This window comes from Novosphingobium sp. Gsoil 351 (assembly GCF_009707465.1).
Taxonomy (GTDB): domain Bacteria; phylum Pseudomonadota; class Alphaproteobacteria; order Sphingomonadales; family Sphingomonadaceae; genus Novosphingobium.
Genome location: NZ_CP046120.1, coordinates 701,689 through 716,064, shown reverse-complemented (window position 1 = coordinate 716,064; position 14,376 = coordinate 701,689). Strand labels below are relative to the sequence as shown.

General features: G+C 65.9%; 12 protein-coding genes and 1 pseudogene. 9 read left to right on the top strand and 4 right to left on the bottom strand.

Features of this window, described 5'->3' with window-relative positions:
- Nucleotides 1–3: 3 nt before the first annotated feature.
- From mce to GKE62_RS03335, 9 genes and pseudogenes are all read left to right on the top strand, one after another.
- Nucleotides 4–446: pseudogene (mce, locus tag GKE62_RS03375) on the top strand (methylmalonyl-CoA epimerase).
- Between the two features lie 126 nt (nucleotides 447–572).
- Nucleotides 573–1,355 (top strand): enoyl-CoA hydratase-related protein, encoded by a 783-nt coding sequence (locus GKE62_RS03370; RefSeq protein ID WP_154691011.1) that lies wholly within the window; start codon nucleotides 573–575, stop codon nucleotides 1,353–1,355.
- Nucleotides 1,352–1,963: a glutathione S-transferase family protein gene (locus GKE62_RS03365; RefSeq protein WP_154691010.1), complete on the top strand. Its 612-nt coding sequence runs from the start codon at nucleotides 1,352–1,354 to the stop codon at nucleotides 1,961–1,963. Before GKE62_RS03370 ends, GKE62_RS03365 begins: the two co-directional genes overlap by 4 nt.
- Before the next feature lie 10 nt (nucleotides 1,964–1,973).
- Nucleotides 1,974–4,130 (top strand): methylmalonyl-CoA mutase, encoded by a 2,157-nt coding sequence (gene scpA, locus GKE62_RS03360; protein WP_154691009.1) that lies wholly within the window; start codon nucleotides 1,974–1,976, stop codon nucleotides 4,128–4,130.
- A gap of 118 nt (nucleotides 4,131–4,248) precedes the next feature.
- Entirely contained in the window at nucleotides 4,249–4,704 is a 456-nt protein-coding gene (locus tag GKE62_RS03355) for a DMT family transporter (RefSeq protein ID WP_230206891.1), read from the top strand.
- Nucleotides 4,701–5,705 carry a biotin synthase BioB gene (gene bioB, locus GKE62_RS03350; protein WP_154691008.1) on the top strand — a complete coding sequence of 335 codons (1,005 nt, stop codon included), beginning with the start codon at nucleotides 4,701–4,703 and terminating at the stop codon, nucleotides 5,703–5,705. The genes GKE62_RS03355 and bioB overlap by 4 nt, the downstream gene beginning before the upstream one ends.
- 249 nt (nucleotides 5,706–5,954) lie before the next feature.
- On the top strand, nucleotides 5,955–7,976 hold the full coding sequence (locus GKE62_RS03345; RefSeq protein WP_154691007.1) for an acetyl/propionyl/methylcrotonyl-CoA carboxylase subunit alpha: 2,022 nt from the start codon (nucleotides 5,955–5,957) through the stop codon (nucleotides 7,974–7,976).
- Nucleotides 7,973–8,413, top strand: a complete 441-nt coding sequence (locus GKE62_RS03340) for a DUF488 family protein (RefSeq protein WP_154691006.1) — start codon at nucleotides 7,973–7,975, stop codon at nucleotides 8,411–8,413. The genes GKE62_RS03345 and GKE62_RS03340 overlap by 4 nt, the downstream gene beginning before the upstream one ends.
- 42 nt (nucleotides 8,414–8,455) lie before the next feature.
- The gene (locus tag GKE62_RS03335; protein ID WP_154691005.1) at nucleotides 8,456–9,232 is read left to right on the top strand and encodes a thioesterase family protein; all 777 of its coding nucleotides are present in this window, start codon (nucleotides 8,456–8,458) and stop codon (nucleotides 9,230–9,232) included.
- 3 nt (nucleotides 9,233–9,235) lie between these two features.
- On the opposite strand, the gene GKE62_RS03330 is transcribed toward GKE62_RS03335, so the two are convergent.
- The 4 genes from GKE62_RS03330 to GKE62_RS03315 form a co-directional block, all read right to left on the bottom strand.
- Nucleotides 9,236–10,642, bottom strand: a complete 1,407-nt coding sequence (locus GKE62_RS03330; RefSeq protein WP_154691004.1) for a peptide MFS transporter — start codon at nucleotides 10,640–10,642, stop codon at nucleotides 9,236–9,238.
- Nucleotides 10,643–11,195: 553 nt separating this feature from the next.
- A complete protein-coding gene (locus GKE62_RS03325; RefSeq protein ID WP_154693533.1) occupies nucleotides 11,196–12,479 on the bottom strand; it encodes a SulP family inorganic anion transporter in 1,284 nt (427 codons plus the stop codon).
- Nucleotides 12,480–12,670: 191 nt separating this feature from the next.
- Nucleotides 12,671–13,774 (bottom strand): 3-dehydroquinate synthase, encoded by a 1,104-nt coding sequence (gene aroB, locus GKE62_RS03320; protein ID WP_154691003.1) that lies wholly within the window; start codon nucleotides 13,772–13,774, stop codon nucleotides 12,671–12,673.
- The gene (locus GKE62_RS03315; protein WP_154691002.1) at nucleotides 13,765–14,358 is read right to left on the bottom strand and encodes a shikimate kinase; all 594 of its coding nucleotides are present in this window, start codon (nucleotides 14,356–14,358) and stop codon (nucleotides 13,765–13,767) included. Before GKE62_RS03315 ends, aroB begins: the two co-directional genes overlap by 10 nt.
- Nucleotides 14,359–14,376 lie beyond the last annotated feature (18 nt).

Here is a 14,376-nt window from a genome sequence, read left to right as displayed (position 1 = left end):
GAAATGAAACTCGGTCGCTTGAACCATATCGGCGTCGCCACGCCCTCGATTGCCGACAGCGTCGCGTTCTATCGCGACGTCATGGGCGCGACCAAGATCCACGAGCCGTTCGACTTGCCCGAGCAAGGCGTCAAAGTGTGCTTTGTCGATACGCCCGGCGCGGATGGGGCGCTAAGCGGCACCCAGATCGAGCTGGTCGAGCCGCTGCCGGGCAACACCTCCATCCAGTCGTTCCTCGACAAGAACCCCGCCGGGGGCCAGCACCACATGTGTTATGAAGTGCCGGACATCCACGCCGCCAAGGTCTGGTTCGAAGGCCAGGGCAAGCGCGTGCTCGGCGAACCTCGGATCGGGGCGCATGGGACGCTTATCTTTTTGTGCATCCCAAAGATATGCAGGGCGTGCTCACCGAAATCATGGAGACGCCGAGGGGGGCGGGCCACTGACGTTCACCCCATGCCCGTCATGCTGAACTTGTTTCAGCATCCATCGTGCCCAACGGCACAGGTGGAGCGGGTGGAGAAATGGACCCTGAAACAAGTTCAGGGTGAGGAATTTGGAGAGGGAAACCTTTGACCTACCAGACCATCACCGTCGACATCGCCGACCATATCGCCACGATCACCCTCAACCGCCAAGAGCGAATGAACGCCTGCTCGCTCGAGATGGCGGGTGAGATCAACGATGCGGTGTCGACGCTCGAAGGCGCGCGGTGCCTGATCGTAACCGGGGCGGGACGCGGGTTCTGTTCGGGGGCGGACTTGGCCGCCAAAGGCAGCCGCTCGATCTCGGGCGGGGAGGGCAGCTACATCGCGCTGACCCGGCACTACAACCCGCTGATCATGAACCTGGCGCGGCTCAACATGCCGATCATCACTGCGGTAAACGGCGCGGCGGCGGGGGTCGGCTGCTCGATCGGGCTGGCGGGCGATTTCGTCATCGCGGGGAGGAGCGGTTATTTCCTCCAGGCCTTCGTCAACATCGGGCTGGTCCCCGACGGCGGGGCGAGCTGGATGCTGCCACGGCTGGTCGGCAAGGCACGCGCGACCGAAATGATGATGCTGGGCGAGAAGATTTCGGGCGAGAAGGCGGCGGAGTGGGGCCTGATCTACAAGTGCGTGGAGGACGACGTGTTGATGGCCGAGGCCCGCGCGCTCGCCACCCGGCTCGCCAACGGGCCGACCGTGGCCTATTCGACGATGCGCAAGAACATCCTCACCGCGCTGGAAAACAGCTTCGCCGAGGCGTTGCTGGCGGAGGCCGAGGGTCAGCGTATCGCCGGATCGAGCGCGGATGCCGTTGAGGGCGGCACGGCGTTCATGGAAAAGCGCAAGCCCGTGTTCAAAGGCGCGTGATCTTCTACGACAGTCCCAACCCGGCGCCCAACCCGCGGCGGGTGCGCATCTTCGCTGCGGAAAAGGCTATCGTGCTCGATACTCGCGAGGTGTCAATCGTCAGGCGCGAGCAGAAATCGCCCGAGTACATCGCGATCAACCCGCGCGGGCAAACCCCGTCGCTCCAGCTCGACGACGGCACGGTCATCACCGAAAGCGTGGCGATTTGCCGCTATCTGGAAGCGCGGCAACCCGACCCGCCGCTGTTCGGTACGAGCCCGCTGGAAATCGCGCAGATCGAGATGTGGAGCCGCCGGGTCGAAATGATCCTGATGGCTTCGGTCGGTGCGGTCTGGGTCAACACCCACGCGTTCACCGCCGCGCTGCCGGGGCGCAACGCCGAATGGGGTGAGGCAAACCGCCCCCGCGTCGAGGCTGCGTTCCGGTTATTCGACGAAAGCCTGGCTGGTCGCGGGTTTCTCGCCACCGACGGCTTCACGATGGCCGACATCCTGCTCTTGACGACGGTCGACTTTGCCGCCTTCGTCGGCTGCGGGGCGCCCGCCGATTGCGCGGCTCTAACCGCATGGCACCAACGCGTCAGCGCTCGCCCGAGCGCCGCCGCCTGAGGATTTCCCGATGACCGACAAGACCCCCCGGACCCCACAGCTCGCCGATTGGCAGACCGCTGCAGCGAAAGAGGTCAAGGGCAAGGACCTGACCTGGCACACCCCCGAGGGTTTCGCGATCAAGCCGCTGTACACGGCGGAAGACGCGGACGATCCTGGCTTGCCCGGCTTCGCCCCGTTCACGCGCGGGGTTCGCGCCTCGATGTACGCCGGGCGGCCCTGGACGATCCGCCAGTATGCGGGTTTCTCCACCGCCGAGGAATCGAACGCGTTCTACCGCCGCAATCTTGCTGCCGGACAGAAGGGCCTGTCGGTCGCCTTCGATCTGGCCACCCACCGTGGCTACGACAGCGATCACCCGCGCGTCGTGGGCGACGTCGGCAAGGCCGGGGTGGCGATCGATAGCGTCGAGGACATGAAAATCCTGTTCGACGGCATTCCGCTCGACAAGATGAGCGTCAGCATGACGATGAACGGGGCGGTGATCCCGATCCTGGCGTTCTTCATCGTCGCGGGCGAGGAGCAGGGGGTGCCGCTCGCCCAGCTCGATGGGACCATCCAGAACGACATCCTCAAGGAGTTCATGGTCCGCAATACCTATATCTACCCGCCCGAACCGAGCATGCGGATCGTCTCGGACATCATCGCCTACACCTCGGCCAACATGCCGAAATTCAACAGCATTTCGATCTCGGGCTATCACATGCACGAAGCCGGGGCGACCGCGGTGCAGGAACTGGCCTTCACCATCGCCGACGGCAAGGAATACGCCGTGCGGGCGATGGCCGCGGGGTTGGATATCGATGCGTTCGCCGGGCGGCTGAGCTTCTTCTTCGGCATCGGCATGAACTTCTTCATGGAAGTCGCCAAGCTGCGCGCGGCGCGCACGCTGTGGCACCGGGTGATGGACGGGCTGGGGGCAAAGGACGAGCGCAGCAAGATGCTGCGGACCCATTGCCAGACCAGCGGGGTCTCGCTCCAGGAGCAGGACCCCTACACCAACGTCATTCGCACCACGATCGAGGCGATGGCGGCGACGCTTGGCGGCACCCAGAGCCTGCACACGAACGCGCTCGACGAGGCGATCGCGCTGCCAACCGATTTTTCGGCCCGGATCGCGCGCAACACCCAGATCGTCCTCGCCGAAGAGAGCGGAATTACCAAGGTGGTCGATCCGCTGGGCGGGTCATATTACGTCGAAGCGCTGACCCAGGAACTGGTCGATCAGGCGTGGGCGGTGATCGAGGAAGTCGATGCGCTCGGCGGGATGACCCAGGCGGTCGCCACCGGCATGCCCAAGCAGCGGATCGAGGAAGCCGCCGCCGCGCGCCAGGCGCGGGTCGACCGGGGCGAGGACGTGATTGTCGGCGTCAATAAGTACCGGCTGTCCGAGGAGGCGCACCTAGATACACTCGAGGTCGACAATCACGCCGTGCGCGAGGCCCAGATCGCGCGGCTCAAGGCGATGCGCGAGACGCGCGACGAAGCGAAGTGCCGCGCGGCGCTAAGCGCGTTGACCGAAGGCGCGAAGGGCGGTGGCAACCTGTTGGCGCTCGCCGTCGAAGCCGCCCGCGCCCGCGCTTCGCTCGGCGAAATCTCCGACGCGATGGAAGCCGCGTTCGGGCGCTACGGCACTCAGCCGGTCCCGGTCACCGGCATTTACGGGAAGGCGTACGAAGCCGATGCCCGCTATGCCCAGGTTGTCGACGGCGTCCAGTCGGTCGCCCGCCGTCTTGGCCGCAGCCCGCGGCTGCTAGTTGCCAAGATGGGCCAGGATGGGCACGACCGCGGCGCCAACGTGATCGCCAGCGCCTTTGCCGACATGGGCTTCGAAGTAGTCAGCGGCCCGCTGTTCCAGACCCCGGAGGAAACCCGCGACCTAGCGTTGGCCAAGGACGTAGACGCGATCGGGGCGAGCAGCCTCGCCGCCGGGCACAAGACCCTGATCCCCGAACTGATCCGCCTGCTCAGAGATGCCGGCCGCGCCGACATCAAAGTCATCGCCGGGGGCGTGATCCCGCCGCAGGACTACGATTTCCTGCGCGACGCCGGGGTGCAGGGCATCTACGGCCCGGGCAGCAATGTGGTCGAATGCGCCGCCGACATGCTGCGCCTGCTTGGCCACAACATGCCGCCCGCCGGTGAGGAACTGGAAGCCGCCGAGTGACTGACGTCGTCCAAACCCCGCTCATCCCGAGCGAAATCGAGGGATATCGCGCCAGGTTCGACCCTTGCGCGATGTGTCTCGACTTCGCTCGACACCAGCGGGCTGGGGACGGCCGGTTGTGACCCCGCATGCGTCGTTCTGGCCGCTCGCCGCGCTGATGTTCGCCACCGGGCTGGGCATTCCGGTGTTCGCGGCGTTCAACTCGGCACTGGGCCAGCAGGTCCATGGACCGGTCGCGGCGACCGCGATAGCCTTCGCGGTGGGCCTCGCGATCAGCTTGGCGATCCTCGCGGTGATCGGGTTCCCGCCGGCGAGCTCGTTCACCTTCGAGCGTCCCTACATCTGGACCGGCGCGGCGTTTATCCTGTTCTATGGCGTTGCGATCACCTTCGCCGCACCCCGGATCGGCATCGGCAACGCGGTGTTCTTCGTGCTGCTTGGACAATTGGCCGCTGCTGCCGTGATCGACCACTTCGGCCTGTGGGGCGCGATCAGGTCCGATCTGACCGCCAAGCGCGCAGTGGGCATCGCGGTGATGGCACTGGGCGTGTATCTCGCGAGGAAGCCGGTATGACCATTCGCACCGACTGGACCCGGCCTGAGATCGCCGCCCTCTTCGTCCTGCCGTTCACCGAACTGGTGTTCCGCGCCGCCGAGGTCCATCGCGCGCATCATGCGGCGGACGAGATCCAGCTCTGCACCTTGCTCAGCATCAAGACTGGCGGCTGCCCGGAGGATTGCGGCTATTGTGCGCAGTCGGTGAAAGCCGACGCGGGGGTCGAGGCGACCAAGCTGATGGATGTCCGCAGCGTGCTGCAAGCGGCGGCGCAGGCCAAGGATCACGGGAGCCAGCGGTTCTGCATGGGCGCGGCCTGGCGCAACCCCAAGGACCGCGACATGCCCGCGCTTCTCGAGATCGTGAAGGGCGTGCGCGCGATGGGGCTGGAGACCTGCATGACGCTGGGGATGCTCAGCCCCAGGCAGGCCGATCAGCTCGCCGAGGCCGGGCTCGACTACTACAACCACAACATCGACAGCAGCCCCGAGTACTACGAACGCGCGATCACCACGCGGATGATGCAGGACCGCCTCGATACGCTGGGCGAAGTCCGCCGCGCTGGCATCGCGGTGTGTTCGGGCGGGATCGTCGGGATGGGCGAGACCCGCGAGGACCGGGTCGGGTTCATCCACACCCTGGCGACGCTGCCGCGGCATCCCGAGAGCGTCCCGGTCAACGCGCTGGTGCCGATTCGGGGCACGGTGCTGGGAGACATGCTGGCGGACACCCCGCTGGCGAAGATCGACGACATCGAGTTCGTCCGCACTGTCGCGGTGGCGCGGATCACGATGCCGCTGAGCATGGTGCGTCTCTCCGCGGGCCGCGAAAGCATGAGCGAGGCGACGCAGGCGTTGTGCTTCCTCGCCGGGGCCAACTCGATCTTCACCGGCGACAAGCTGCTCACCGCGCCCAATGCGGGGGATGACGCCGACGGGGCGATGTTCGCCCGGCTGGGGCTCACCGCCATGCAAGGCGAGGAGCCGATGCGGGCGTGGGCAGTGGAGGCGGCGGAGTGAACTGCGCCGCCAAGCCAGATCTACCCGCTTGGGCGAGGTTTCTTCTCTTCATTCTTGTTGCAGGCGGGGTGATTTCCAGCGTCGGCAACTTGTTTGTTTGGTTGATGGGACCCTGCCCAGCCTTTTCGAGCAACCGATTTGCGAATGGAGCCAGGCCACAGTGCTTTGGTTCTTTCCTGGCTCGCAAGTCGCAACAATTATCGTGATCGCCTTGTCAGTTCGTCTTTTGCGTAAATGGTATACTTGGTAATGTTCAAAAAAATCCTCATCGCCAACCGGGGCGAAATCGCGTGTCGGGTCATCAAGACCGCCCGCCGCATGGGTATAGCCACCGTGGCGGTCTATTCGGACGCCGATGCTCGCGCGCCGTTCGTCAAGATGGCGGACGAGGCCATTCATATCGGGCCGTCGCCCGCCGCACAGTCTTACCTGCTCGCCGAAAAGATCATCGCCGCGGCCAAGCAGACCGGGGCCGAGGCCGTTCATCCCGGCTACGGCTTCCTCTCCGAACGGACCTCGTTCGCCGAGGCGCTTGCCGCCGAGGGGATCGCGTTCATCGGGCCGCCGGTGAACGCCATCGCCGCGATGGGCGACAAGATCGAGAGCAAGAAGCTGGCGATGAACGCCGGGGTCAACGTCGTCCCCGGGTTCGTCGGCGAGATCGACGATACCGAGCATGCGGTGCGCATCGCCGGCGAGATCGGCTATCCGGTGATGATGAAGGCCAGCGCCGGCGGCGGCGGCAAGGGGATGCGGCTGGCGTATTCCGAGGCCGACGTCCGCGAAGGCTTCGAGGCGACCAAGCGCGAGGGGCTGGCCTCCTTCGGCGACGACCGGGTGTTCATCGAGAAGTTCATCCTCAACCCGCGCCACATCGAGATCCAGATCCTCGGCGACCAGCACGGAAACATCCTCTACCTCAACGAGCGCGAGTGCAGCATCCAGCGCCGCCACCAGAAGGTGGTCGAGGAAGCGCCGTCGCCGTTCGTCACGCCCAAGATGCGTGCAGCGATGGGCGAGCAGTGCGTCGCACTGGCCCGAGCGGTGGGGTACTATTCTGCGGGTACGGTCGAGCTGATCGTCAGCGGCGCGGACCCCAGCGGCGAGAGCTTCTACTTCCTCGAAATGAACACCCGCCTCCAGGTCGAGCATCCGGTGACCGAGGCGATCACCGGAATCGACCTGGTCGAGCAGATGATTCGGGTGGCGGCGGGCGAGAAGCTGGCGATGACGCAGGCCGACATCGGCATCGACGGCTGGGCGATCGAGAACCGGGTCTATGCCGAGGACCCCTATCGCGGGTTCCTGCCCAGCACAGGGCGGCTGGTGCGCTATCAACCGCCGGTCGAAGGCTGGACCGACGATGGAGCCGCCAACGGCCGCCGCGGCGTGGATGGCATTCGCGTCGACGACGGGGTCTACGAGGGCGGCGAAGTCAGCATGTTCTACGACCCGATGATCGCCAAGCTCGTGACCTGGGGCGAAACGCGTGATGAGGCGGCCGACAAACAGATCGCCGCGCTCGACGCTTTCGAGATCGAGGGCCTCGGTCACAACATCGACTTCGTCAGCGCTATCATGCAGCACCCGCGCTTTCGATCGGGCGACCTCACCACCGGGTTCATCGCCGAGGAATATCCCGACGGGTTCGCGGGCGCGGCGACATCGGACGAGACGCTCGGGCATCTGGCGGCGATCGCCGGGTTCCTCGCCACTGCGCGAGCGGATCGCGCGCGGCAGGTCGCTGGCCAGCTCAACGGGACGCTGGAGCCGCCATATGCCTGGACCGTGACGCTCGACGGGAAGACTTTCGCGGTCGAATTGGGCGAGGAGGACATCACCGTCGACGGCGAGCCGGTCGGGCTTGGGATCGAATATACCCCCGGAGATACGCTGGTCGAAGCCGAGATCGGGAGCCAGACATACGGCGTGAAGCTCGCTCCGACCCGCACCGGGTTCCGGCTGACCACCCGCGGCGCGAGCCATCTGGCGCAGGTCTTGCCAACGCGGATCGCCCCGTTGAGCGCCCACATGATCGTTAAAGTTCCCCCCGATCTCAGCAAGTTCCTGATCTGCCCGATGCCCGGCCTGCTGGTCGCGCTCAACGTTGGCGAGGGCGACCATGTGCAGCCCGGCCAGCCGCTTGCGGTGGTCGAGGCGATGAAGATGGAGAACATCCTGCGCGCCGAAAAGGCGGGCACCGTCAAGACCGTCAACGCCAAGGCGGGCGACAGCCTGGCTGTGGATGCGGTGATCCTGGAGATGGAGTGACCGCTCCGTCAATCTGGACCATCGGCTACGAACAGGCGACCGTCGCCGACGTGATCGGGGCGCTGACTGGCGCGGGGGTTGAGGTCCTCGCCGACGTGCGGGCGCTGCCGTTGTCCCGCAGGCCGGGCTTTTCCAAGACCGCGCTGGCCGGCGCGCTCGCCGAGGCTGGAATCGCGTATCGGCACTTCAAGGCGCTGGGCACGCCAGCGGATGGCCGGGCGGCGGCGCGGGCAGGCAAGCATGCCGAGCTCGAGCGAATTTACGCCGGGCAACTTGAACTTCCCGAGGCGATCGCCGCGGGCGCTCAGCTCGCCGATCTCGCCCGCGACAAGCGCGTGGCGTTGCTGTGCTACGAACGGGACGCCAACGTCTGCCACCGCACTTTGCTGCGCGAGGCGCTGCTCGCCGGGTTCGCCCCGATCGATCTGCTCCCCTGAGCGCGGCTTGACCTCCGCGCCCCGCCCGACGATGGCCCCTGAATGAGCCTGCCCGCAATCCTCGCCGCCGCCCGCCCCGCCGCCGATGGCTTCACCGCCACGATTCCCGCCGACTGGATGCAGGGGCGGACGAGTTACGGCGGGCTGTCCGCCGCACTGGCGCTCGAGGCGGCGCGCAGGCTCGCGGACGATTTGCCCCCGTTGCGCTCGGCCACGGTCAACTTCGTCGGGCCGCTCGCGGGCGAAGTGACCGTCCGTGCACGCATCTTGCGCCGCGGACGCAACGCCACTTGGGCCAGCGCCGAGGTCGCGAGCGAAGCCGGGGTCGGGTTGACGGCGACTTTCGTGTTCATGGGGTCGGTGGAAAGTTCGCTGCACCTTCATGACGTGCCGCCGCCCGCCGGCTGGATCGCGCCCGATCAGGCCAAGCCGCTGCCGGGCAACATGGGCCCCAGTTTCATCGACAATTTCGATCGCCGCTTCGCGCTGCCACGCCAGAGCGAGCCGCTGCCCGAAATCTGCTGGTGGATCAGGCTCAAGGATCGCGCGGCGCTCGACCCGATGGTCGCGCTGATGCTGTGCGCCGATGGCCTGCCTCCTGCGGTCATACCGCTGATCGGCACCCGCGTTGCAATCAGTTCGATGACCTGGATCCTCAACCTGCTGACCCCCGCGCCGGTCTCGCGCGACGACTGGTGGATGATCCGCGCTGCGGGAAACTATGCCGAGAACGGGTGCTCGAGCCAGGACATGACGATCTGGAACTCCGATGGTCAGGCGATCACCGCCGGCATGCAGTCGATCGCGGTGTTCGGGTAAGCCTCACGCCAGCGCCACGTCCTCGGCGTGGGCTTCGCTTTGGGTCATGCGCTTGCCCAGCACCAGCTTGAACACCACGAACGCGAGCAGGCCGATGCCCGCGGTGCCAACGTGGAGCAGCCAGAAGCTGGTGGTCGGCATCGTCTCGAACAGGCCACCGACATAGCCGACCAGCTTGTTCGCGGCGAAAAACGCCAGGTAGTAGATCCCCAGCACCGTGGCGTTGATCGATCGCGGCGCGACCTTGGTGAACAGCGCCAGGCTGACCGGCAGGATGTGGGCGAAGCCGATCGAGTTGAACAGGTGGAACAGCAGCGGCCAGAATAGCCCGATCTTGCCGTCGCCCTGCGTCGCCGCGGCGATCACGAGGCAGAGGCCTCCGCCGATGGTGAAGAAGCTGCCGATGATCATCTTGCCCAGCTCGTCGGGCTCACTGCCGGTCTTGTCCGAACGCCATTTCCAGAACCACGCGACCGCCACCAGCATCGAGAACGACAGCGCGGCGTCGATCGTGATCATCCAGGTGGTGGGCAAGGTTTCGCCGAAGAACGTCAATTGGAACTGCGCGTCGGCCCAGACGAGGTAGGCGTTGAAGATTTCCTGGTTGGTGAGCAGCGCCATCGTCAACGCGGGCACGAGCAGCAGCAGCGCGACGATCCGCGGCCAGTCGTCGCCCTTGAGCTTGACCTTCACGCGCGCCTGACCGCGCTCGGGGCGGTTGTCGGCGGGCAGCCAGGGCCGGGCGGCAAGATACAGCAGCAAGCCGCCGACCATCACCACCCCGGCGGTGCCGAACCCCCAGTGCCAGCCCACCTTCTCGCCCAGCGTGCCCGAGATCAGCGGCGCGACGATCACGCTGACGTTGATCGCGATATAGAAGATCTGAAACGCCATCGCTCGGCGGAGATCGCTGGGCTTGTACAGTTCGCCGACCTGGCTCGCCATGTTGCCCTTGAACAGCCCGACGCCGATGATCAGCGAGATCAGCGCGAACAGGAACATCGTCTCGAAGGCCATCAGGAAATGGCCGAGCGCCATGAACGACCCGCCCGCGACGATCGCCAGCCGCCGCCCCAGCCAACGGTCGGCAAGGATTCCGCCGACGATCGGGGTCAGGTAGACGAGGCTGGTGTAGTCGCCGAAGATCGCCGAGCTCAACGGCTGGCCCGTCAGGCCCTCGTAATGCCAAGACCGCAACCATGCGAGGCCGACCACGCCGCCGATCCGCTCGGGCAGGAGCAGGTACTTGACCATGTACAGCACCAGCAGCGTCTGCATCGAATAGTAGGAAAAGCGCTCGCACCCTTCGACGAAGGCGAGGTAGCCGAGGCCCTTGGGATGGCCGAGGAAAGCGCGGTCGTTGCGATCCGCTAGGGCGTCGAGTTTGGGCGTGGCTTCGGCGACGGTCATGGGCGGCGGCCTCTGGATGGTTGCGCTCGCAACGGACTAACGTGGACACCGGCAGATGTCCCGCGCGTTAATCGCCGCGGCCTGTTGGACCGCAAAACGTCGCGCGAAACTGTGTGACCTTCCGGGCGAAGCTGATCGCGGAATCCATACCGCGTGAGCACGCTACTGTTATGAATACAAAGGGAAAACAGGCCAACTGCCGCCGCCCGACCGCGGCTGGCCGGCTCGCGGCGAAAAAGGCCTGCGTGTGACCTTCCGCGTTGCCTCGCCGGGGCTGGGACGAAGCGGCTCGCGGACGATCGAAGAGGCAATTCGGACATTTCCAAGGGTAAGCCACATTCTCGCCGAGTAGGAAAACGGTTTTCCAAGGCGCTTGGACTGTCCCGAAAAACGCATCGGACCGCGTCCGCGCGTCGCCTCCTACAGGTCAGGCAGAGTGGCGACAGTCTAGGCCGAACGGGGGTGGTTTCCCGACGGGCAGTTGTCGGACGATCATCTGCAAATGCTGACGTTGGCTGTTCGCCGGTGCGGTCCAAATGAGTGGAACCTTGCTCTATTTCCGAATGTCGCGCTTCCAAGGGAACGGAGTATGCCAAGTGGGCGGTACGGTCTCTCCCCGGACGAACCGGAGTCCAAGGCCGAGCACCGTCCCCACGGCAATGGCAATCGCGAGATCGGCCAGCACTGTAAGCAGCGCCGTCAGCAGCAATAGGGCAAGCTCGTGCTTCGGAAGACGGAAGCGCTCCGGCCAGCGATGTGGCTCGCTCATCGTCCAAGCGGTCACAACGAGAAGAGCCGCCAGAGCCGGCAGCACCAACGCCCCGGCAAGCGGAGCAGCAAGCAGCAGGACTGCGAAGATAGCCAGCGCGTGGATCAAGCCTGCTACCGGCGTGCGGCCACCTGCGTTCACGTTGGTTGCGGTGCGGGCGATTGCCCCCGTCGCTGGCAATCCTCCGAATAGAGGTGAGGCGATATTGGCAGCGCCTTGAGCGATCAGCTCGGCGTTGGAGCGATGCGCGGCCCCAATCATCCGGTCGGCGACAATCGCGGAAAGCAGCGATTCAATCCCGGCGAGGAACGCAATCGTCAACGCCGAGGGGAGTAGCTCCGGCATCTTCGCGAGGTTGGTTTTCGGCAGGTGTGGCCCGGGGAGACCTTTGGGAAGCGCCCCATAGTGTCCCGCAACGGTCTCGACCGAGGGCAACGCGAATGCAGCAACGATGCTTGCCAGCGCGACTACGACGACCAGCCACGGGATTTTTGGTGCGAGTCTGCGAAGAACAAGAATCGCGACGATACATATCACGCCCAGCGTTAAGGCAATCGGATTGAAGGTCTCCCTCATCGCCCACAAGCTTGAAAGCTTCGGCAGGAAGTCGGCGGGCAGCGCACCGCCGGACATCCCCGCCAGGTCCTTGGCTTGGCTGACTGCGATCACGATCGCGATACCGATGGTGAAGCCTTCGATCACCGCTTCCGGGATGTGACGGATGAGCCGCCCAGCGCGCAGTAGACCTGCCACCAGCAGGAAGGCACCAGCCATCAATGTAGCGAGGAGCAGGCCGTCATATCCGTGGTCGTGGATGACGCCATAGACCACCACGATGAAGGCTCCGGTCGGACCGCCGATTTGCACTCGGCTACCGCCGAGCGCCGAGATCAGGAAGCCCGCGATAACCGCAGTGACCAGGCCGGCACCGGGCGGAGCGCCCGACGCGATGGCGATGGCGATGCTCAGCGGCAACGCGACGAGCGCGACGGTCACACCGGCAAGAGCATCCGCGCCAAACTGACGGGGCGTGTAGCCGACAATCGTGGTGAGGATCTTTGGCGTCACTCCACGGCAACTACGGCAATCCAGTTTGACCATCCATAGGCTGCCGGCAAGATCGTGCGGCCGCTTCGGATTTACCTTGTTTGGTTCTCGACGACCGAATTGGGGTCGTAAGCCGACATCCCGCCATAGTCGGCTCCGCCCGAGCTTGTCGAAGTCGAAGACTGGCGTCGCCTTAACCTCACACCTGAACCTCAACCCAACTCCCCGTCCAGAAATGCCGCCACGTCCGCCAATTCCACTGACCTATCGAGGAAGGCGTCGCCGTTGGCGCGGAGCAGGACGAAGGGCAGGGTGCCAGCGTCCATCTTCTTGTCGTGGAGCATGTGCGCGACGAGGGTCTGGCCGTCGCAGTCGAGGCCCAGCTCCGCGAGGCGGGCGGGTAGCCCGGTGGCGGCGATGTGCGCCGCGATACGCTCGGCATCGCGGGCGGCGATCAATCCCCGCCGGGCCGAGAACCGGGCGGCCAGGACCATCCCCAACGCCACGCCTTCGCCATGCAGCAGCCGGTCGGAAAAGCCGGTCTGCGCCTCCAGTGCGTGGCCGAAGGTGTGGCCGAGGTTGAGCAGGGCGCGCGCGCCGCTGGTCTCGCGCTCGTCCTTGCCGACGATCCGCGCCTTGGCGGCCACGCTGGCCGCAACCGCATATTCGCGCGCCTGGGGATCGCCTGCGAGTAGGGCCGCAGCATTGGCTTCGCACCACGCAAAGAAGTCGGCATCCCCCAGAATGCCGTATTTGACCACTTCGGCATAACCGGCGCGCAACTCGCGCGGGGGCAGGGTATCGAGCGCGCACAAGTCGGCCAGCACCAGCGCCGGCTGGTGGAACGCGCCGACCAGGTTCTTGCCGACCCCCATGTTGACCGCGGTCTTGCCGCCGACCGACGAATCGACTTGCGCCAGAAGGGTCGTCGGCAACTGGATGAAGCGGCAGCCGCGCTTGAGCAGGCTCGCGGCCAGCCCGGTGATGTCGCCGACCATCCCCCCGCCCAGTGCAAGGATCGCGTCGCCCCGCTCGATCTCGCGTTCCAGCAGCCATTCGAGCAGCGCGCCGAGCTGCGGCCAGCTCTTGCTCGATTCCCCGGGGGGCAGTTCGAACCAATACGTAGCATAGCCCGAAGCGGCGAACGAAGCCTCGACCGTGGCGCGCCAGCAGCGGGCGACGTTGCCGTCTGTAATGATCGCCACATTGTGCTTGCGCAGCAGCGGCGCGCAGTGGCTCGCGGCATCGGCCAGCAGCCCTGCGCCGATGCGCACCTCATAGCTGCCGCCGGGGGTGTCGACCGCGATTACTGCCATTTTTCCAGCTCCCTCAGGATTGCGCCCACCGTCCGCTGGTGGGGGCCGGGACGGCTCGCGGCGTGGATCGGGGCTTCGCGATAATACGGCTCGCGCTCGGCCTTGAGCCGCTGCAGCGTCTCGCGCGGATCACCGTGGCGCAGCAACGGACGGTTGCTGTTGCGCCCGACCCGGTCGAGCAAGGTGTCGATATCGCTGTCGAGCCACACCGCGATGCCTCGCTCCAGGATCAGCGCGCGGGTTGCGGGATCGACGAACGCGCCGCCGCCGGTGGCGATCACGGTTCCGGCTCCCTTCGGTCGCTCGTCGAGCAGGCGGGCGATCACCCTGCGCTCACCGTCGCGGAAATAGGCTTCGCCAAAGCCTTCGAAGATTTCGGGAATCGTCATCTGCGCCGCTTCCTCGATCGCCTCGTCGGCGTCGACGAACCCGAAACGCAGCGCCGCGGCCAGGCGCCGCCCGACGCTGGTCTTCCCCACGCCCATCAGGCCGACCAGCACCACCGGCCGATCGATCCGCCGCGCCAGGGCCTCGATCTCGCGCGGGGTGGGGTGCGTCGCTTCGGGGCTGGAGGGTTCGGGCATTGCGGCGCCGCGTATAGT

Excerpts from the sequence above, each read along its gene's own strand:
- scpA (WP_154691009.1), top strand. The coding sequence starts at position 1,974 with ATGACCGACAAGACCCCCCGGACCCCACAGCTCGCCGATTGGCAGACC.
- bioB (WP_154691008.1), top strand. The coding sequence starts at position 4,701 with ATGACCATTCGCACCGACTGGACCCGGCCTGAGATCGCCGCCCTCTTC.
- GKE62_RS03345 (WP_154691007.1), top strand. The coding sequence starts at position 5,955 with ATGTTCAAAAAAATCCTCATCGCCAACCGGGGCGAAATCGCGTGTCGG.
- GKE62_RS03335 (WP_154691005.1), top strand. The coding sequence starts at position 8,456 with ATGAGCCTGCCCGCAATCCTCGCCGCCGCCCGCCCCGCCGCCGATGGC.
- GKE62_RS03330 (WP_154691004.1), bottom strand. The coding sequence starts at position 10,642 with ATGACCGTCGCCGAAGCCACGCCCAAACTCGACGCCCTAGCGGATCGC.
- aroB (WP_154691003.1), bottom strand. The coding sequence starts at position 13,774 with ATGGCAGTAATCGCGGTCGACACCCCCGGCGGCAGCTATGAGGTGCGC.
- GKE62_RS03315 (WP_154691002.1), bottom strand. The coding sequence starts at position 14,358 with ATGCCCGAACCCTCCAGCCCCGAAGCGACGCACCCCACCCCGCGCGAG.